19 protein-coding genes are annotated in these 20877 nt (G+C 43.7%); 16 read left to right on the forward strand and 3 right to left on the reverse strand.

Annotation, left to right across the window (positions count from 1 at the left end):
* Window positions 1-91: 91 nt before the first annotated feature.
* Entirely contained in the window at window positions 92-1573 is a 1482-nt protein-coding gene (locus BQ7344_RS12360; protein WP_072522792.1) for a DUF6056 family protein, read from the forward strand.
* Window positions 1573-2175, forward strand: coding sequence for a rhomboid family intramembrane serine protease (locus BQ7344_RS12365; protein ID WP_200793047.1), 603 nt, complete (start codon window positions 1573-1575; stop codon window positions 2173-2175). Before BQ7344_RS12360 ends, BQ7344_RS12365 begins: the two co-directional genes overlap by 1 nt.
* On the opposite strand, the gene BQ7344_RS12370 is transcribed toward BQ7344_RS12365, so the two are convergent.
* Window positions 2151-2831 carry a sensor histidine kinase gene (locus tag BQ7344_RS12370; RefSeq protein ID WP_072522793.1) on the reverse strand — a complete coding sequence of 227 codons (681 nt, stop codon included), beginning with the start codon at window positions 2829-2831 and terminating at the stop codon, window positions 2151-2153. The genes BQ7344_RS12365 and BQ7344_RS12370 overlap by 25 nt on opposite strands.
* A gap of 137 nt (window positions 2832-2968) precedes the next feature.
* On the opposite strand from BQ7344_RS12370, the gene BQ7344_RS12375 reads away from it, so the two are divergent.
* Both BQ7344_RS12375 and BQ7344_RS12380 read left to right on the forward strand, forming a co-directional pair.
* A complete protein-coding gene (locus BQ7344_RS12375; protein WP_072522794.1) occupies window positions 2969-3373 on the forward strand; it encodes an HIT family protein in 405 nt (134 codons plus the stop codon).
* 55 nt (window positions 3374-3428) lie between these two features.
* Entirely contained in the window at window positions 3429-3968 is a 540-nt protein-coding gene (locus tag BQ7344_RS12380) for an RNA polymerase sigma factor (protein WP_072522795.1), read from the forward strand.
* A 14-nt stretch (window positions 3969-3982) separates the two neighbouring features.
* On the opposite strand, the gene BQ7344_RS12385 is transcribed toward BQ7344_RS12380, so the two are convergent.
* Entirely contained in the window at window positions 3983-5053 is a 1071-nt protein-coding gene (locus BQ7344_RS12385) for an undecaprenyldiphospho-muramoylpentapeptide beta-N-acetylglucosaminyltransferase (RefSeq protein ID WP_072522796.1), read from the reverse strand.
* A 180-nt stretch (window positions 5054-5233) separates the two neighbouring features.
* Between BQ7344_RS12385 and BQ7344_RS12390 the strand changes: the two genes are divergently transcribed.
* The 4 genes from BQ7344_RS12390 to BQ7344_RS12405 all read left to right on the forward strand — a co-directional run bounded on the left by BQ7344_RS12390 (window position 5234) and on the right by BQ7344_RS12405 (window position 9575).
* Window positions 5234-6364, forward strand: a complete 1131-nt coding sequence (locus tag BQ7344_RS12390) for a DUF4367 domain-containing protein (RefSeq protein ID WP_072522797.1) — start codon at window positions 5234-5236, stop codon at window positions 6362-6364.
* A gap of 70 nt (window positions 6365-6434) precedes the next feature.
* Window positions 6435-6932 (forward strand): DUF6147 family protein, encoded by a 498-nt coding sequence (locus BQ7344_RS12395; protein WP_072522798.1) that lies wholly within the window; start codon window positions 6435-6437, stop codon window positions 6930-6932.
* Between the two features lie 857 nt (window positions 6933-7789).
* Window positions 7790-9409, forward strand: a complete 1620-nt coding sequence (locus BQ7344_RS12400) for an MBL fold metallo-hydrolase RNA specificity domain-containing protein (RefSeq protein WP_072522799.1) — start codon at window positions 7790-7792, stop codon at window positions 9407-9409.
* Window positions 9396-9575, forward strand: a complete 180-nt coding sequence (locus BQ7344_RS12405; protein ID WP_072522800.1) for a hypothetical protein — start codon at window positions 9396-9398, stop codon at window positions 9573-9575. Before BQ7344_RS12400 ends, BQ7344_RS12405 begins: the two co-directional genes overlap by 14 nt.
* Here BQ7344_RS12405 and BQ7344_RS12410 read toward each other — a convergent pair.
* Window positions 9567-9809: a TIGR03905 family TSCPD domain-containing protein gene (locus BQ7344_RS12410; protein WP_015540779.1), complete on the reverse strand. Its 243-nt coding sequence runs from the start codon at window positions 9807-9809 to the stop codon at window positions 9567-9569. The two genes, BQ7344_RS12405 and BQ7344_RS12410, sit on opposite strands and share 9 nt — an antisense overlap.
* A gap of 231 nt (window positions 9810-10040) precedes the next feature.
* Between BQ7344_RS12410 and BQ7344_RS12415 the strand changes: the two genes are divergently transcribed.
* From BQ7344_RS12415 to asnS, 8 genes are all read left to right on the forward strand, one after another.
* The gene (locus BQ7344_RS12415; RefSeq protein ID WP_072522801.1) at window positions 10041-10745 is read left to right on the forward strand and encodes a 5'-methylthioadenosine/adenosylhomocysteine nucleosidase; all 705 of its coding nucleotides are present in this window, start codon (window positions 10041-10043) and stop codon (window positions 10743-10745) included.
* 65 nt (window positions 10746-10810) lie between these two features.
* Window positions 10811-11176: a hypothetical protein gene (locus tag BQ7344_RS12420; RefSeq protein ID WP_072522802.1), complete on the forward strand. Its 366-nt coding sequence runs from the start codon at window positions 10811-10813 to the stop codon at window positions 11174-11176.
* 55 nt (window positions 11177-11231) lie between these two features.
* Window positions 11232-12407 carry a class I SAM-dependent methyltransferase gene (locus tag BQ7344_RS12425; protein ID WP_072522803.1) on the forward strand — a complete coding sequence of 392 codons (1176 nt, stop codon included), beginning with the start codon at window positions 11232-11234 and terminating at the stop codon, window positions 12405-12407.
* 4 nt (window positions 12408-12411) lie between these two features.
* Window positions 12412-14865: a hypothetical protein gene (locus BQ7344_RS12430; protein WP_072522804.1), complete on the forward strand. Its 2454-nt coding sequence runs from the start codon at window positions 12412-12414 to the stop codon at window positions 14863-14865.
* 20 nt (window positions 14866-14885) lie between these two features.
* Window positions 14886-16376: a UDP-glucose--hexose-1-phosphate uridylyltransferase gene (gene galT / locus BQ7344_RS12435; RefSeq protein WP_072522805.1), complete on the forward strand. Its 1491-nt coding sequence runs from the start codon at window positions 14886-14888 to the stop codon at window positions 16374-16376.
* 178 nt (window positions 16377-16554) lie between these two features.
* Window positions 16555-17025: an RNA polymerase sigma factor gene (locus BQ7344_RS12440; protein ID WP_072522806.1), complete on the forward strand. Its 471-nt coding sequence runs from the start codon at window positions 16555-16557 to the stop codon at window positions 17023-17025.
* A gap of 15 nt (window positions 17026-17040) precedes the next feature.
* On the forward strand, window positions 17041-19380 hold the full coding sequence (locus tag BQ7344_RS12445) for a beta-propeller domain-containing protein (protein WP_072522807.1): 2340 nt from the start codon (window positions 17041-17043) through the stop codon (window positions 19378-19380).
* Window positions 19381-19481: 101 nt separating this feature from the next.
* Window positions 19482-20873, forward strand: coding sequence for an asparagine--tRNA ligase (asnS, locus tag BQ7344_RS12450; RefSeq protein ID WP_072522808.1), 1392 nt, complete (start codon window positions 19482-19484; stop codon window positions 20871-20873).
* Window positions 20874-20877: the final 4 nt, after the last annotated feature.

Consider the following 20877-nt stretch of genomic DNA (forward strand, 5'->3'; position numbering starts at 1 on the left):
AAAATACGGTTGAAGGAAAAGTGGTTATATAGACTTTTATAATATGGTATGCTATACTTTCTGAAAGAAAAATGAAAGGGAAATATAACCCATGAAAAAGAAAAGTAAGGTATGCTGGTTGATATATATAGCGGCATTTGTTGTATTTTTATATATCGGATATAAGGTACCATACTGCCATGATGAATGGCAGTGGGGTCTGGATGAACGGATAGAACTTATGAAAAACGGTTTTAAAGATTATAATGGCCGTTATCTGGGAGATCTTCTGGCACTTTTGATTACCAGAAGCGTACTGGCAAAGGCTGTGGTACTTGCTGCAGGTGTTGTGTGGCTTTTGGATGTTATGTATAAAAATATACGTTTCGAAGAAGAAAGCAGGACAAAAGAAAATACATTTTTATTATTGGGAGTTTTTTTTCTTTTGATCTCAATTCCATCAACGTTGTTTCAGCAGAGCTATGGCTGGCCGGCAGCATTTGTAAATTTTGTTCCACCGGTTTTTCTGTTTTTGATTTATTATAACTGGACGGAATGGGTGTATACGAAGCAGAAGCAGCCTGCTATTCCTGTCTGGGAAACAATTATGGTAATTCCACTTGGTATTTCTGTGCAGTTGTTTTCTGAGAATATTACAGTGTTTGTGGTTTTTTTTGCAGTATGGATTGTCGTGTATACACTGATCCGTTATAAAAAAATTCCGCTTATAGAATTAAATTTTTTATGGGCTTCTATAGCGGGGGCGCTGATTATGTTTTCTAATGGTGCCTATTCAAGAGCTGCTGACGGATCAGACGGATATAAAGAAATTCACACAACTGTCAGTGGAATGGCAAGACAGTTTATTAGCAATATCTGGTATCATTTATCAATAAATAACTGGGTGTTAAATATACTTTTGATTATCGTCTTGTTGATTTTGATTCAGAAAAGTGGGCGAAAAACTTTTGCCACAATAGAAATGACGGTAGTATTTTGTGGGTACAGTGTATATAGTGTCTTTCATAAAATTTATCCACAATGGGTATTTGACAGTGATCAAAATCTGAATAATGCGATCAATACCATGCTTGCGATTTTGTTTTTTGCAAATGTGCTTTTGTGCATCTGGAAAAATGTAGACAGGAAAGAGGGAATTTCCATGTGCATTCTTTATCTGTCATCGGGAGCTGTGGCGGCGCCGCTTCTGGCGGCGAATCCTATTGGTGCGAGATGTTTTTACGTATCTTATATTTTTCAGGCGCTGGTGCTGTTGAAGCTTCTCAGATATCTGACAGGCAGATACAGGACAGAGTTGTTCTATCCTATACTGATAACAGGAATGGCGGTCTGTGTTCTGTGTGTGATATATGTAAGAATGTTTTTGGCAATCGGTCAGGTAAACGATTACAGAGCACAATTGATACAGACGGGAATAGAGCAGGAACATAAGGAAATTGTGCTGCCTGTTCTGCCGTATCCGGAATATTTCTGTCAGACTATACCGCCAAATGAGCGATGGGCAAAACGTTTCAAGAAATTCTATCATATCCCGGAGGATGTGACAGTGAGATTTGAACAAATTCTGGAGTAATGATCTATATGGAAGAAATAAAAAAAGAGCCGGTGACAGTCGGCCTGATCCTGATCAATATTATTGTGTTTCTCGCGGTGGAATTCACCGGCAGTTCACAGAACACGATGCATATGCTGGACTGCGGCGCAGCCTACACACCGATGATCATAGAAGGTGGGGAATATTACCGACTGTTTACCTGTATGTTCCTGCATTTCGGAATCGAACACCTTTTGAATAATATGCTGGTTCTGTTTGTTCTGGGAAGCCGTCTTGAACGTGTGATCGGCAAGATAAAATTTCTGATCATCTATATTGTAGGCGGACTTCTCGGCAATGTGATCTCAGTGCTTATTGAGCTGAAATCTATGGATTTTGCCGTATCAGCGGGCGCTTCCGGTGCAGTTTTTGCTGTTATGGGAGCGATGATTTATATTGTGATCCGCAACAAAGGATGGCTCGGAGATCTGTCTGCAAGACAGATTCTTGTCATGGCATTTTTTTCTCTTTATTATGGATTTACCAGTACAGGAGTAGACAATACAGCCCACGTTGCAGGGCTGGTTTGTGGAATGACGATTTCCATTCTTCTGTATCATCCGAGAGGCAGAAGAATATAAAAGATTGTTCCTTCACCGGGTACACTTTCGACGCGGAGCGTCCCATGGTGTGCTTCGATAATCTGCCGGGTGACAGCAAGCCCGAGACCTGTGCCGCCGGGCTTGTACGTTACGAAAGGAAAAAAGATCTGTTCCGTCTGCTGGGCAGTCATACCACAGCCATTGTCATGGACGGTGATCTGTATTCCATCTGAAACAGCAGAAGCGGCAATCTGGATTTTTCCGTGTGCGTGCTGAATGGCCTCCTGTGCATTGCGGAGAAGATTAAAAAGAGCCTGACGGATTTTTGTCTGATCCAGTTCAAGATGGGGAAGATCCTTAGGGATGTCAGTCTCAAGTACAATGCCCAGATAATCCAGTGCAGGTCGAAAGGTATTGGTAATTCGATCAAGCCACAGGCTTGTATCTGTTGATACGAGAGAGAGATGTCCTGCATTCTGGTACCGGGAAAGTTCATCGAGAAGCTCGCGGATGTAATTCAGATTTTCCATAATGTTGTCCCAGTGTTCATCCAGACAAAGCTGCGGATGATGGTCGGATAACATCTGTAACTCACTTGTGATAAGAGCGAGGGGGTTACGTATCTCATGTGAGAACATCGAGAGTGTCGACTGAAATTCTTTTTTCTGCTGTTCAAATTTGTTCTTTTCCTGCATAATCTGTCACCTCATGGGAAGTGTATCATCATAAAATACCATAATCAACAAATTTCGTATTGAAAAATTCGCACAAATACGAGACAATATAGTTATTAAACAGTTATTTTTACAGAATTCTGAAGGAGGAATTTATCATGGAAAATTGTATTTTTTGTAAAATTGCGAATGGAGAAATTCCATCCGCTACATTATATGAGGACGAAGACTTCCGCGTGATCCTGGATCTGGGACCGGCTGCTAAGGGACATTCCCTGATTCTTCCAAAATCACATGCTGCCAATATTTATGAACTTCCGGATGAAACCGCAGCGAAAGCAATGGTTCTTGCAAAAAAAATGGCAACAAAACTCAGAGATGGACTGAACTGTGACGGATTTAATATCGTGCAGAATAATGGCGAGATTGCAGGACAGACCGTATTTCATTTCCATATGCATCTGATTCCGCGTTACGAGGGAGACCAGGTCGCTCTGACATGGAAACCGGGCGAGCTGACTGATGAAATGAAAGAAGAGATTCTGAATAAAGTCAAAGCATGAGTCATACAGAATACGTAAGAAAAAACAACAAAATAAAACGAAAGCGTAAATACGAATGACGATTGAGAATTTTAATCAGTTCTATGATGAATACCAAAGATTCTCAGCATATGTTGCATATTGTATCACGAAGGATAAACTTCTGGCAGAAGATATCAGTCAGGAGATCTTCATCACGTTTTATAAGATGAAAGAAAATCTGGACTATTCAGATCGTAAGAAACTGAAGGCGCTGGTTCTTCGCGCAACTACAAACAGATGCAACGATTATTTCAGAAAATCTTCAACAAAACAGGAAATGTGCACATTCGACGAAGAGGGTGTGGAAGAGACTCCCGACGAAAGTGGAGATCCGGAAGCACGGCTTCTGCGCATGGAAGAAGAAACTTATCAGAGACTTGTTCTTCGGAAACTCAGAATGAGAAATCCACAGAACTACGATATTTTGATGAAAACCAAGTTTCACAGGATTCCGGCCTCGGAAGTAGCTGAGGAATACGGAATCACCACGAACAATGTAAACAATCGTAATCTGCGTTCAAAGGCGTGGATTATAGAAGAACTGGAGAAACTAAGAAGGCAGTCACACATGTAACTGCCTTCTGTTGCTTATCTGGATAATACACATTCCTCAATAAGAGAAAAGATATGATGAATGGAATCCATCTGTTTGCCACCTGCCATTGCTTTTTCGAATGTGTGGCGGTTTTTGTATAACTGATGGATGGTATCGAGGAGCTTTTCATCAGTGATTTCCTCCTCTTCAAGTACCATGCTGAATCCCTGTTTTTCAAAAGAGCGGGCATTCAGAATCTGGTCACCGCGGCTTGCATTTGCAGAGAGCGGAATCAGAAGATTTGGTTTGTGAAGAGCGCTGATTTCACAGATTGCATTCGCGCCTGCACGGGAGATCACGACATCGGACAGTGCGAAGAGATCCGGGAGTTCTTCCTTGATGTATTCATACTGTACATAACCTTCAGTACCATTGAGAGACTCATCCATTTTGCCTTTGCCGCAGAGATGGATGACCTGGAATTCTTTCAGAAGTTCCGGAAGGATCTTGCGGACATGGTCGTTGACCGAGGCTGCACCGAGGCTTCCGCCGATTACCATAAGGACCGGTTTGTCGGAAGTGAATCCGCAGAACTGTCTGCCGGCTTCTTTGTCACCTTTCAGAAGTTCCTGACGGATCGGAGTACCGGTGAGAACTGCCTTGTCTGCCGGAAGACTGCTGACTGTCTCAGGAAAGTTACAGCACACTTTAACTGCGGAAGGGATACAGAGCTTATTGGCAAGACCCGGAGTCATATCTGATTCATGAATAATTGCTGGAATCTTGCATTTTTTTGCAGCGATAACAACCGGGACGGTTACGAAACCGCCCTTGGAAAATACAACGTCAGGTTTCAGTTTCTTAAGAAGCTTTTTGGCTTCGTGGAAACCTTTGAGAACCCTGAACGGATCGGAAAAGTTCTTAGGATCAAAGTAACGTCTGAGTTTGCCTGAGGAGATTCCGTAATAAGGAATTCCCATTTCTTCGATGAGCTTACGCTCAATACCTTCATAGGATCCAATATAGGAAATCTGATATCCGGCTGCTTTGAGTGTCGGAATCAGGGCAATATTTGGGGTAACGTGGCCGGCAGTACCGCCGCCGGTAAGAACAATATGTTTCATAGGGAATTCCTCCTGAAAAATCTTTTTATTAACCATAACTATGAACCACCGGGACAGAATTGTCAAGGAGAGATAGAGCTGTCCGCTGTCTGAGATGCTGTGAAAATCATCCGGAACGTGGGAAATGGTAATTCGCAGAAAAGTCTACAGTGGGAAATAGCGGCAGCAGGAGATTATGTAATGAAAGAAAAGTTTGAAAAAGAACAGAAAGACAATTATATAGAAGATCCGATGTTGGACATGCCGGATATGGAGGATGACGAAAAGTTCCGGCAGTGGCTGGAGGAGACATACATTGATGAGGCAGAGCTGATAGAGAAATCTCTGCTTGCCGGACAAGAGTATGAGAAAAACCTCGATATCGCAGAAGAGCTGAGCGTCCCCAGAGAAAAATTCTACCAGCGTCTGAAGGAAGAAGGGCTGTATGAGGATGAGACAGAGGCAGATGATTCTGCGTCCAAAAAGTACGATGCTTCTATTTTAAAGACAGCCGGAGAGAAAATTATTTCTATGGAGGCGAGAACTTCGAAGGAGGCTGGCGGCGAGGAAAAAGCAGTTGCGGATAAAGCTGTCTCTATGGAGCCGGAAAGTTCAAAAGAGGCTGGTACCGCAGCAAGGGCAACAGCAGGTTTCAATTCGCCCGTGAAGACAGAGACAGTAGCAGTGTCTGATATTGGGGTATCGTCGGAGAATGGTTCAAAGAATGACCGTCCGGTCAGAAAGAAGCGGAGTTATCTGCGGCTGGGTAAAGTCGCGGGTGTGGCAGGCGTATGTCTACTGTGCGTGTTTGCCGCGAGTATGACAAGTGAGGCGAATAGGAATTATTGGGTCAGAGGATTTAAGTATCTGACTGGGAATGATACAAAAGTAATAGTTGATAATGATGAGAATAATGAAATTGCCAATGTGGATGAAGATAAAGCAATACAGGATATAGAGGATAAAATAGGTGTTAAAGTTCCTGAGTTTTATTATAGACCAGATGGGATGAAACTTTTGGATTATGTTATTAGCGAAGAAACGTCAGTTGTTCAAATGGAATATCAATGTGAAGAAACAATTTTAATGCTTTATATTAATAAGCAGAATGACATTACTTCAAGTAATATATATAGTTTGCATGGAGATGTTCAGGAAAGTATTGTTGCCGGAGACGAAAAAACAAAAGTTGCAATTGAGAAAGTATATGATGAAGGGGAGGATACACCAAGTTATACTGCGAATTGGACCAAAGATGATGTTATGTATGCCTTGTCTGGTCGAATTGATATAAATGAATTAAAAAAAATTATAAAAGAAATGAGATTTTAGAGTGATTTTTTGCGATTTCTTACGTATATATTATGTAGGGGTATGTTTACATAGCGAAAGGAAGTGAGAAATGAGCAAAAGAAAGAAATTACTTGGTCTTCTTATGGCAGTCGGAATGTTAACATCTATGTGTACGACACCGGTATTGGCAGAGACAACCAGTATTCTGGATGAGATTACAGAGGAAGAGTTCACCGATGAGGAAACTACAGAGGACTTTTCTGAGGATACCAGTTATAGTGTCCTTCGTGGAACCAATCTGAATCTGGGCAATGTAAAAATCCAGAAAGTAAACAGTGGAGAACTGGCTATTTTTGGATTGACACAGTGTCATAAGAAATGCGCTAAAGTATATTTGTCACTTTATCTGGAACGTAAGGTAAATGGAAGCTACAGCACTTACAAATACTGGAACTTTACAGCAAACAATGCAACCAGTCTCAGCAGAACCATAGATGTTATCGTTCCGAGTGGCACCTACTACCGTGTGCGTGGATATCATGCAGCCAGCAATGGTGGCCTGAAAGAGTCCACATCCACACTTACAAGTGGCATTATGATTAAGTAATTCCAATCATTCAACAGTAACTATTAACCCAAAAACAACATTTAAGAGAAAACCAAAAACCAACTAAAAACCAAATTTTTTAAACCATGTAAAACCAATTAACAAATTAAAACTTTAAAAACCTAAGACAAAATTTTTAAACCAAACTACTGCGGGCATCACGGACACCGGAGAATGTAAACTAATAAACCGTGTAAACATCCGTTACCTTTCGATGGGACGAGATGCCTGCAGACTTTTAAAAACCAAACCAAAATCATGTAAAGGCAGGGCGGGATTTCAGATCCCGCCCTGTTCCTTTTCTTACTTTAGCAGGAAATTACTCCGTAATGTTTCAATAAAGCAAAAATATTTTTCCAGACATATCCAGACTTTATTGGCCGGAGAGACAGATACTATTTTTGAAGCCATCTAAATATCCGTACGTGATTGACTTGATTAGAACTTCCTTATGTGGAAACCACCTGATTTACCTGAAATAATTGACTTGATTAGAACTTCCTCATGCAGGAGTCATTCGATTTTAGAAAATTTGTGGACTATGAGAAGACTAAGTGTCATACAAGTCAATTATGCGCCCGAAATCGGTAGACTATGTAAGAAGTTAGTACTAAACAAGTCAACTTAGCGTCCGTAAACGGTGGACTACATAGGAACTAAGTATGTGTAAGGTCAATCCAGCAGGTAATTCCACTTTACCAATCTTTCCCGTTTCTGTAATTACAGACATCACAAAATCTTCTCCTGTATTTCTCCTGTGATTTTACACAAAAAGACTGTTAAAAAACAAGCAAACCGTGTATAATGGTTACAACAATATATATTTACATGATTTTTCAGACAAAGGGGGCTCGCACATGAAGATAACCTTTATTGGGGCGACACATGAAGTGACCGGAAGCTGTTATTATCTGGAAGCTGCCGGTAAGAAGTTTCTTGTAGACTGTGGTATGGAACAGGGACCCGATTATTATGAAAATCAGGAAATACCGGTTAAGGGAAGTGACCTTGATTTTGTTCTCCTGACTCACGCACACATGGATCATTCCGGAAATCTGCCGGCAATCTATGCAAAAGGTTTTCAGGGACCGATTTATGCGACACAGGCGACCTGCCATCTCTGTGATATTATGCTTCGAGACAGCGCCCATATTCAGATGTTCGAGGCAGAATGGCGAAACCGTAAGGGACGTCGTCAGGGCAAGCCGGAATTTATACCGGCATATACAATGGAGGATGCACTGGGGGTTCTGCAGAATTTTGTTCCGTGTCCATATGAAAAGACAATCACACCGGCAGAGGGCATCCGTGTACGATTTGTCGATGCCGGACACCTGCTTGGCTCTGCAAGCATTGAAGTGATCATCAACGAAGATGGAAAAGAGAAAAAAATTGTATTCTCCGGTGACATCGGAAATCTCAATCAGCCACTGATCAAAGACCCGGTATACCTTCACGATGCCGATTATGTTGTGATGGAATCGACCTACGGTGACAGAAGCCATGGCGACCGTCCGGATTATGTGGGACTTCTGAGTGAAGTGATCCAGAGAACCTTCGACCGCGGAGGAAGCGTCATTATTCCGTCATTTGCGGTAGGACGTACACAGGAGATGCTTTATTTCATTCGCCAGATCAAAGAAGAAGGACGCGTCCATGGACACGACAACTTCAAGGTTTATGTGGACAGTCCGCTGGCAAATGAAGCGACAACCATTTTTAATGAACATATTTATGACTGCTTTGATGAAGAAGCCATGGCACTTGTAAATAAGGGCATCAACCCATTGATGTTCCCGGGACTGAAAACCTCGATCACAAGTGACGATTCCAAAGCAATCAACTTTGACGAAGACTGCAAGGTAATTATTTCTGCGAGCGGTATGTGTGATGCCGGTCGAATCAAACATCACCTGAAACACAATCTGTGGAATCCGAACAACACGATTCTGTTTGTCGGTTATCAGGCAATCGGTACCCTCGGAAGATCACTTCTCGAAGGTGCTACAGAGGTAAAACTTTTCGGCGAGACTGTTTATGTTGGTGCAGAAATCTGCCAGATGCCGGGTATCAGCGGTCATGCCGATGTAAACGGACTGATGACCTGGATCAAATCTTTCAGTCAGAAACCGGCGAAAGTTTTTGTTACACATGGCGATGATGAAGTGACGGAGATTTTTGCAAGACGTCTTGAAGAAGAACTTGGACTGGATGCGATGGCACCGTTCAGCGGCACTGTCTTTGACCTCGCAGAAAACGTCTGCATCTATGAAGCACAGGGCATCAAGATCACGAAAACTGCTGTTTCACCGAAGACTTCGAAGGCTGCACGTGCATTCCAGAAACTGGTTGCCATGGGACAGCGCCTTATGTCTGTTATCCGCAAGAGTGAAGGGATTCCGAACAAAGATCTCGACCGCTTTACGAGAGAAGTGCAGTCACTGTGTGATAAATGGGACCGTGATGATCTGTCATAAAGAACTGAAAATAAAAAACAATGTCAAGAACGCAAAAACCGGAGAGCCGATGTGGTTCTCCGGTTTTGCAATTGATGCCAAAGTATGCGAGAGAAGCTGTCAGTGGCAGGTTCTCTGTATGTACTTATATACAGCATTAGCTGTACAGGAAAAAAATTTAGTTTAAAGCTTCTTTCAGAGCTTTGGAAAGCTGGTCCGGACAGGATGTTGGTCTGAATCCGCAGCGGATCCCTTCGAGTCTGCTGATTGCTTCTTTGGCATCCATGCCTTCGATCAGTTTGGCTACGCCCTGTGTGTTGCCGGAGCATCCGCCCTGAAATTTTACATCATGAACTTTTCCCTGTTCGTCAATTTCAAATGAGATGGCGCTTGAACAGACGCCGGATGTTTTATATACCATAATATCAACCTCCTTGAGACAGTATAGCAGAAAAGAAAAAAAGTTTCCATATAAACGCAACATTTGGTATAATAAAAAAGTATATTTAAAGTTGCTGTGAACGGAGTGAACAGTAACTATTTAAACTTAACAGAACTGTTCATGACAGAATAACATATGTGAAATGTTAAAAGTAGAATGATATGTCTGGGAACAGTACAGAATACAGAAAAAAGACGGGAGAATTTTATTATGAGATGTATTGGTATCATAGGAGCAATGGAAGTAGAGGTTGCAAGCCTTAAAGAGCGTATGCAGGATGTGGAGATCACACACAAAGCTTCCATGGAATTTTATGCAGGTGTTTTGGAGGGCAAAAAAGTGGTTGTTGTCCGTTCCGGAATCGGTAAAGTAAATGCAGCAATTTGCACACAGATCCTGATCGACGATTTCCATGCAGAAGTCGTGATCAATACAGGTATCGCAGGAAGTCTGAATGCAGATATCAACATCGGTGACATCGTAGTTTCCAAAGACCTTATCCATCATGATATGAATGCAGTAGCATTTGGCTATCCGGTAGGTCAGATTCCGCAGATGGATGCATTTTCTTTCCACAGTGATGATGCACTCCGCAAGCTGGCAGTGCAGGCATGCAAAGAAGTCAATCCGGACATCGAAGTATTTGAGGGACGTATCGCATCCGGCGATCAGTTCGTTGCAGACCAGGGTGTAAAAGATTTCGTCGTAAAAGAATTCGGTGCATATGCCGTTGAAATGGAGGGCGCAGCAATCGCTCAGGCAGCATACCTTAACAATGTTCCGTTCCTTGTGATCCGTGCGATCTCCGACAAAGCAGACGGAAGTGCAGAAATGGATTATCCGACATTTGAGGCAATGGCAGCAGAGCACAGCTTCAAACTGACACTTCGCATTCTGAAAGGCATCCAGGGCTGATTGCGGCACATTTCGTATAGTCCTGCATAAAATGATAGGGACGATGGTAAAGCAGGAGCCTGTCCATGTATTACGACAAGTTTTTACCATTTTATCTGACTTATGCCAGTCCGGCGCTTTATAGCGGAGAACGCATGCAGGAAAGAGAATTTGCCCTGATGAAATCTTATTTTCCGGATACAGCACTTAAAGTGCAGGAAAAAGTAGAAGAAGAATGTGAGCTTCTGGATTATGAAGGAAGCAGACTTTATGACGAATATCCCGACAGACTGATGATGCACAGCCTGTGCAGACAGATACGCGAGCAGGTTGCAGGGGAACTTGAGCTGCAGGAGATTTCGGATCGCTTTTTAGATGATCTGATCGAAGTACTTCTGTATCAGGAAATTTCAAGGAGACGCTGCAGACGGCGCAGATGTCGGAGATTCTGACAGGAAGCTTTGTATCACAGATGTACAGTGTGACAGAAAGAAAGATTTATTTTATATGATGACATTACAGGAATTTTTGAAAAAACAATTTGATGAAGAGCTGATGCTTGCAGTATTAAGTGGTCAGAGAAGCAAGGAAAAAGATGCTCCGTCCCGTGTGCGGATACGCCCGATCAAACTGAAAGGCAGTGTCTGTTATCAGGCATCCTCGACGGTGGGAACGAAGGTGCTCCACTCGAATTATACAAGAGAAGAAATCATTTCCTATGTGGAGGCAAACCTTGGCGAAGGCTGTTTTTCGCAGTTTCAGATACAGGGAAGATGCGTGGATGGGACGGTTCTGGTCAGCAAAAAAGGCAGGCAGACAATCAAAGTCAAAAAGCATCCGGCGCGGGAAACAGTCAGGATCCAGGCGCATAACCGGGTGAAACAATATATTCTAAAAGAAGGGACGGCAGTTCCGTTTCTTGTGGACCTTGGCGTGATGAACCGTGAGGGCAAAATCCACAATACTTCTTATGACAAATTTAAGCAGATCAACCGTTTTCTGGAATTTATCGAGGATATTCTTCCGGCGTTGTCCAGAGAACGGGAGATCACGATTCTGGATTTCGGATGTGGCAAATCTTATCTGACCTTTGCCATGTATTATTATCTGAAAGAACTCAAAGGATACGATGTCAATATCATCGGCCTTGATCTGAAAGAAGATGTTATTAAGAAATGTAACGGCCTTGCTCAGAAATATGGCTATGACAAGCTGCATTTCCTGCATGGTGATATTGCAGATTATGAGGGTCTACAGAAGGTCGATATGGTTGTGACACTCCATGCCTGTGACAAGGCGACAGATTATGCGCTTGCAAAAGCTGTCGAGTGGGATGCGCAGGTGATCTTATCTGTGCCGTGCTGCCAGCATGAGCTGAACAGTCAGATCCACAATGAACTTCTGGAGCCGGTGCTGAAATACGGCATCCTGAAAGAACGTATTTCGGCGCTTCTGACAGATGGTATCCGTGCAGAACTTCTTGAAGCGAAAGGTTACAGCACACAGATCCTTGAATTTATTGATATGGAACATACCCCGAAGAATCTTCTGATCCGTGCGGTCAAAAATGAAAAAGCTCATTTCCCGGAGGGACTTCCTGCGATGAACGATGCGCTGAACAGCCATCTGACACTGGAAAAACTGCTTTATCCGGACGGGCTGCACCTTAAGAAGGGAGTCTGAAACCATGCTAAAAGTACTGAAAAGGTTTTTGATCCTTCTGGTAATCTTCATACTGGGAGTGACCGGTACGGTGTTTCTTATGAATAACGAAACGACGGATGACCGTTCAGATATGAATAATCCGACGCTTCCGGAAGTGATGGTGGATTTTAATGGAACGCTTGCAAACCGCATGTATGGTTACCGACAGCCGATGGAAGCAGATTTTGTCCGTGACAGCGTGACACCACTTGATACAACTAAGAAGCTGACAATCGCAATCAATCCTTATGACGAAAAAGTAAAGAGCCTTTCTTATGAGGTGCGTACTTCCGATGGAACAAAGATCGTCGAAAACCGTAAGATCAAAGATCTGAATTCTTCAGGATCGGACGGTTATCTCCGTGCACAGATTGAGATCAATTCCGGGCTTCTGATGAATCAGGAGTATTCCATGCAACTGACGGTCGATACAAATGATGGAGAAGCCTATTATTATACGAGAGTCGTTTCAAGATCCTCTACAAATACGCAGGCTTATGTGAAATTTGCATCTGATTTTGCGCAGATGTGTATGGAAAAAACTTCGGCAGATAATCTTGCCGCATATCTGGAATCTGCAGATTCAGCGACGACAAATTTTGCATCCGTTTCCATTAAATCACCACTTTCTGTGATAAGCTGGGGCAATTTAAATCCGCAGATCACAAAGAAAGGGATACCGGTCATCAAAGAGATCAATGAGACGACTGCAAGTATTTCACTGGAATATGAAATCTGTGCCGCAAATGAAAACGGTGGTGCAGAATATTATAATGTAACAGATTTTTACCGCCTGCGTTATTCGGAAGACCGTATTCGTCTGCTTGATTTTGAGCGGTCCGCAGGACAGGTATTTGACCCGAAACAGTCAGTGATCACGGATGACGGATTGCTGCTCGGAGTCCGTAACAAAAACGTGACCTATCTTACAAATACAGAGGGAAGTGTGACGGCTTTTGTGCAGGAAGGGGCACTCTGGACTTATACACAGAACAACGGCAAGTTTGCACAGGTGTTTGATTTCCGTAAGGCGGCAAAAGGAGATTTCCGTGATTCACATACGGAACATGACATTAAGCTTCTGAGCGTGGAAGACGACGGCGATGTCAATTTTATGGTCTATGGTTACATGAACCGCGGAAACCACGAAGGCTACTGCGGAGCCGGAATCTATCATTATAATCATGACCAGAATGTAGTTGAGGAGAAAGTATTTATCCCGACGACAGAGTCGTTTGAGTTTTTGAAATCCGATCTCGGTACATTGAGTTATGTAAACAAGAAAAACCAGCTGTTCCTGCTCCTTTCCGGAAGTCTTTACCAGATCAATATTGATGACAGCGAATATAAAGTTCTGGCAGAAAACATCGACAGTAATCAGTTTGCCGTATCTGAGACGAATGCACATGCGGCATGGAGAATCACGGACGGTGATCAGGCGGGACAGATCGAATACATTGATTTTGACTCACTTAAGACAAGAAATAATACACCGGATGCTTCGCAGCAGTTTCGGGTACTCGGTTTTATGAATGAAGACCTGATTTATGGAAATGTGCTTGACGGGGACAGCCTTACTGATGAAAACGGACATACGGTCGACGGAATTACATCAATAAAGATAGAAGATTTTGACGGAAATATCAAAAAAGAGTATCATCAGGATGGATATTATATTACAGACGTGACGGTCGGAAGTTCTATGATGGAATTTAACCTGTCAGAAAAGAATGGAAATGCGTACACCGTAAAGAATAAAGACAATATCATGAACAATAAGAAAACTTCGGCAGATCTGGTTTCTGTGGAGCAGACGAGTACGACACGTCAGGGTGTTATCGTCAAGCTGGTATTCACTGACAAACCGGAGGCCGATGAACCGCTGATTCTTACCGCCAAAATAAAAAACGGCAGCGAGAATATTGTTCAGGTCGAAGTGGACAAGAGCCAGCTTGGAAACGTTTATTATGTATATGCCCGCGGTGGATTGGACAGTGTGTGGACTGATCCGGCACAGGCAGTACTGCAGGCAGACAGCCGGACAGGTGTGGTTTTGAACAGGGCACAGCAATATGTCTGGGAACGTGGAAATATGAAAACACAGCTTACGTTGAATACGGAGGATGTTCCTGAAATCATCCGAAGTGGTTCATGGGATAAAGACAAGCTGCAGGAAGGTCTGGGAGATTCCGGAACTGTGATCGATCTTACCGGATGCAGTCTGGAAAATGTCCTTTATGAGATCAGCGCACAGCGTGCAGTTATAGCAAAAACCGGTGCAGATACCAGTGTCGTGATCGTCGGATATGACGCATACAATACATGGCTTCTGGATCCTGCGACAGGCGAAGTCAGCCCGTATGGAATGAACGACAGTACCGCTCTTTTCCAGCAGGCGGGCAATGTGTTTATTTCTTATCTTGATAACCAAAAATAATTTTACAGGGGGACAGGCTTATGTTAAACAAAGGCATCGCAAAACTTGTACAGTATGGAGTTGAGTCAGGACTGGTTCCGGAGTGTGAGAAAAATTACACAACGAACCTTCTTCTGGATGTATTTCACGAAGATGAATACACCGAGCCGGAAGAGAAATTTTCCGGTGTGGATCTGGAAGAAACTCTGAATGAACTTCTGGATGAAGCAGTAAAGAGGGGACTGATCGAAGACAGTGTGGTCTACCGTGATCTTTTTGACACCAGACTGATGAACTGCCTGATGCCCCGTCCGGCACAGGTTCAGAAAGAGTTCTGGGACAGATATCAGGATGATCCGCAGAAAGCAACGGATTATTTTTACAAACTGAGCCAGGACAGCAACTATATTCGCCGTTATCGTGTAAAAAAAGACCAGAAATGGAAAGTGGACAGCCCGTATGGAGAAATTGATATCACTATCAACCTTTCCAAACCGGAAAAAGATCCGAAAGCGATCGCAGCAGCAAAAAATGCCAAAGCAAGCAGTTATCCGAAATGTCTGCTCTGCCCGGAAAATGAGGGATATGCAGGACGTGTAAACCACCCGGCAAGACAGAATCACAGAATCATTCCGATCACGATCAATGATACACCATGGGGATTCCAGTATTCTCCGTATGTATATTACAATGAGCACTGTATCGTGTTTAACAGCAAACATACCCCGATGAAGATCGAGAGAAATGCATTTATCAAGCTGTTTGATTTTGTCAAACTGTTTCCACATTATTTCCTGGGTTCCAATGCGGATCTTCCGATCGTTGGCGGCTCCATTCTGAGCCATGACCATTTCCAGGGCGGTCATTATACATTTGCAATGGCAAAAGCTCCGATTGAGAAACATGTGACGATCCCGGGTTATGAGGATGTAGAGGCTGGCATCGTTAAGTGGCCGCTGTCAGTGCTTCGTATCCGTCATAAAGACTCTGACCGTCTGGTCGATCTTGCGACACATGTACTGGAAGTTTGGAGAGGATATACCGATGAAGCAGCATTTATTTTTGCTGAGACAGACGGTGAACCGCACAACACGATCACTCCGATCGCACGTAAAGTCGGTGACATGTATGAACTGGATCTGACACTTCGAAACAACATCACAACCGAAGAAAATCCGCTTGGTGTATATCATCCGCATGCGCAGTATCATCACATCAAAAAAGAAAATATCGGTCTGATAGAGGTCATGGGACTTGCCGTACTTCCGGCACGTCTGAAAGAAGAACTGGAACTTCTTGAAGAATACATTCTGGAAGGCAAAGACATCGCTTCCAACGAAAAGATCGAGAAACATGCGGCATGGGCAGCAGAAGTGCTCCCGAAATACAAGGACATCAACAAAGACAACATCCATGAAATCCTCCAGAAAGAGGTCGGCAATGTGTTTGTACATGTACTCGAAGATGCCGGTGTATACAAATGCACACCAGAAGGAAGAAAAGCATTTATGAGATTCATCGAGACATTATAATTACATAGTGTAAAAGCATCAGAAAGTGGAACCCGGAAGAAATTTCGGGTTCTTTTTGTATATATTCAGAAAAATTTTTACAGCCATGCAACAAAACCATGCTAAAATGACACTAATATACAGATGCATCAAACAGAACACAGAACCGGCGGGGGCCGGGCAGAAACAGAGGTGAAACATGGACGATTTAAAAAAGCCTGAAGTATTTGCCGCATATTATGAAAAGGTGTATAGGGAGCTGTACTATTTTGCACTCCACACCCTGAAGAATCCGCAGGATGCGGAGGATGCCGTGAGTGAGGCAGTGGCAGATGCGTTTGCAACAGTGGAGAAGCTGCGTGATAATGAGAAATTCCGGGTATGGATTTTTCAGATACTGTCCAACAAATGCAAGCGCAAACTAAAAGAATATACCCAAAAGACGGTTGAACTGCCGGATGACCTGCCGACAGGCGATGCGACGGAAGAATCGTTGCAGGTACGGGAGGCACTGGATCGTCTGGACGAAACAGAGCGGCGGATCATCTGCCTCAATGTCATTGGCGGATTCAAGAGCCATGAGATCGGAGAAATGATGCAGATGAACCACAATACGGTCCGTTCGCGGATCAGCCGCGGGCTGAATAAGATGAAAGAATTTCTTGCATAGAAAGGAGGCAGCAATATGGATGACAGAGAATTGATGGATAAGATCAGGAAATCAATGGAAGATACTCCGGTGCCGGATTCCCTGAAACCGGAGAATGTACAGAAAATGCTCGAAGAGCAGAGCAAAAATCAACAGCCAAATGAAGCAGCCCGGACGGAGAAAGAAGATCAGCCAAAAGGCACCGCCACACACAGATTCTGGAATGCCCGAACTTCCCGATATATCGGTGCAGCAGCGGCAGTCGTTGTAATTGCAGCCCTGGGAATCACTCCGGGGATGTTAAAGACGCGTACCGGGGCAAAGTCAGGAGACACAACATATACAGCAGGTAATGATGCACAGACCGCCTCGGAGTCTGCTAATGAAACGGCACTGGAACAGGCAGATATTCAAAGTGCCGAAGAATCCGACACAACAGAATTTGACACAGTTTCACCGGAAGCAGCCGAACCTGTCAAAGTTGCACAGGCGACAGATCCGGTCTCAGGCATTGCCCATATGGACAGCTATGATGATCTGTACAACATGCTTAAAGAATGGAATGAAAACCCGACTACCAGTAACTATGCCCGTGTAATGACAATTGAAGAATCGGCCGACACTGGAAGCGCAAATACAGCGGCAGCATCAGATATGGCGTCAGCGGATGCAGCTTCCCCGGACAGCGTAATTGCTGCGTATCCTGAGGGCGAAATCGATTCTGCTTTCAGTTATGATGAAAAATCAGATTCGGGTGATTATTCATCAACCAATACGCAGGAAGAAATGGTCGACGAAGCAGATATTGTAAAGACAGACGGAACCTACATTTATGCGATGGACAGCAAGGGCACAGTCAGGATCGTAGACGCGGCGTCCATGAAGCTGATTGGAACGATTAACGGCGAAAACAGCGCTGATTACAAAGAAATGTATGTGGAAGGAAACTGCCTGCAGTTAATCCGCCAGCAGATAGAATACGTCACTTACAAAGGAGAACTGAATCTTCCGTCAGCGAGTGATGAGGACTCCGACAGCGACAGTACGCAGTCAGTACGCTCAAGCTACAGCATGCCGGTGACGACCGTTTCTGTTTTGACATACGATATATCGGACAGAACTGCTCCGAAACTGACAGGAACTTATCAGCAGGACGGTTCCTATCTCTCATCCAGACAAAGCAACGGTTATTTGTATCTTTTTACTTCCTACATGCCGGATACGGGAAACAATGCAGATCAGCTTGAGTATTATGTCCCAAGAAGCGGACAGGAATATATCGCATACGATCATATCTACCTGCCGGAGCAGGAGGGTTCGGATGATTTTGCCTACAATGGAAAGGCATATCTGGTTTCCGGCGCAGTTGCAGTTGGGACACCGGATCAGGCTTCTGATATTATGGCAGTTGTCAGCGGTGCAGAAACCTTCTACGTGAGCGAAAACAATATTTATTCCGCAGTATCGACCTGGAACGAAAAAGAGACCCGTACAGAACTTGTACGCATTGGTTATGCAGACGGCAAATTCACGGACGGAAGCACCGGCTCCGTCGCAGGAGAACTCAATGACAACTTTTCATTAGACGAATACGCAGATCATCTCCGCGTGGTAACGACTGTGGAATCCTGGAGTTCCGATTACAGTGATTTTTCACGGAGCAACAGCCTGTACGTGCTGGATTCTTCAATGAAAACAGTTGGTAAGATTGAGAATCTTGCAGAAGGTGAAGAAATCAAATCTGCCCGTTTTATGGGGGAGACCGGATATTTTGTCACGTACAAAAACACAGACCCGCTTTTCTCCGTCGATCTTTCAGACCCGGAAAATCCGAAAGTGCTCGGCGAGCTGAAAATTACCGGATTTTCCTCTTACCTGCACTTCTATGGCGAAAACAAACTGCTCGGAATCGGATGGGAGACAGATCCGGACACCGGAAATACGATTGGAATGAAATGCTCAATGTTTGACATCAGCGATCCGTCCGATGTAAAAGAGACTGACCGTTTTGTACTGAAGGACGTTTCTTTCTGCGATGCACTTACAAATTACCGTTCAATCCTGGCTGCACCGAAGAAAGGCCTGTTTGGTTTTGCCTACGGTATGTATGGAAGCAATTCGGATATCTATGATTCAAGTGAAAACTTCTATTACAGTGTATTCTCCTTTGATGAAGAAGATGGTTTTGTTCCGAACGCTTATGTGAAGATGAACGACTGTGGCCTTTTTGACGATAGAATGGAATGGCAGGACTACCGTACTGCACGCGGTATTTATATCAAAGATACTTTTTACCTTGTGACCGAGAAAGGAATTGCTTCTTATAATATGGCGGATGATTATTCTGCTGCCGGAATCCTTAAGTGGAACGAATAAAAACAGCGGTTCTCCCTGATTTACTCCTTGCAGGAATCCGTTGAATAGTCTATACTAGAAGTCAATTGGATGAGAAATGAATAAACAGAGAGGTATAGATTATGAAGCTCACAACGGTAAAAGAAATTTATAAAAACAGAGAAGCATACCTGAACAAAGAGGTATCCGTAGGAGGATGGGTACGAAGTGTACGTGGATCCAAAGCATTTGGATTTATCGTACTTCATGACGGTACTTTTTTTGAGACTCTGCAGGTCGTATATCATGACAACATGCCAAACTTTGCAGAGATCAGCAAATTAAATGTTGGTGCTGCGATCATTGTCAAAGGTACACTGGTTCCGACACCGGAAGCAAAACAGCCATTTGAAATTCAGGCAGAAGAAGTACAGGTAGAGGGTGCATCTGCTCCGGACTATCCGCTTCAGAAAAAACGCCATACACTGGAATACTTAAGAACCATGACACATTTAAGACCGAGAACCAACACTTTCCAGGCAGTGTTCCGTGTACGTTCTCTTTGTGCATATGCGATCCACAAATTCTTCCAGGAGAAGGGATTTGTATATGTACACACTCCACTGATCACAGGAAGTGACTGTGAGGGTGCAGGAGAGATGTTCCAGGTTACTACACTTGACATGAAAAATCCTCCGATGAATGAGGATGGTACTGTAGATTACAGCCAGGATTTCTTTGGCAAAGAGACCAACCTTACTGTAAGCGGTCAGCTCAACGGTGAGACTTATGCACAGGCATTCCGTAATATCTACACATTCGGACCGACTTTCCGTGCTGAGAACTCCAACACGACACGTCATGCAGCAGAGTTCTGGATGATCGAGCCGGAATGTGCATTTGCAGATCTGGATGACAACATGGACCTTGCAGAAGAGATGCTGAAATACGTGATCCGTTATGTCCTTGAGAATGCTCCGGAGGAAATGAACTTCTTTAATTCCTTCATCGACAAGGGACTTCTGGATCGTCTGAACCATGTAGTAAATTCTGAATTCGGTCATGTAACTTACACAGAAGCAATTGAACTTCTGGAGAAAAACAACGACAAATTCGATTACAAAGTATTCTGGGGCTGTGACCTTCAGACAGAGCATGAGCGTTATCTGACAGAGCAGATCTTTAAGAAACCGGTATTTGTTACCGATTATCCGAAGGAAATCAAGGCATTCTATATGAAACAGAACGAAGACGGCAAGACCGTTGCCGCTATGGACTGCCTTGTTCCTGGAATCGGCGAGATTATCGGTGGAAGCCAGAGAGAGGATGATTATGACAAGCTGAAAGCCCGTATGGATGAGATGGGGCTGAAGGCTGAGGAGTATCAGTTCTACATGGATCTGCGTAAATACGGTTCTACCCGTCATTCCGGATTCGGACTTGGATTCGAGCGCTGCGTAATGTACCTGACAGGTATGGGCAACATCCGTGACGTCATTCCATTCCCGAGAACAGTAAACAACTGCGATTTATAAGGAG

The organism is Blautia sp. Marseille-P3087, from assembly GCF_900120195.1.
In the GTDB taxonomy this organism is placed as follows: Bacteria; Bacillota; Clostridia; order Lachnospirales; family Lachnospiraceae; genus Blautia_A.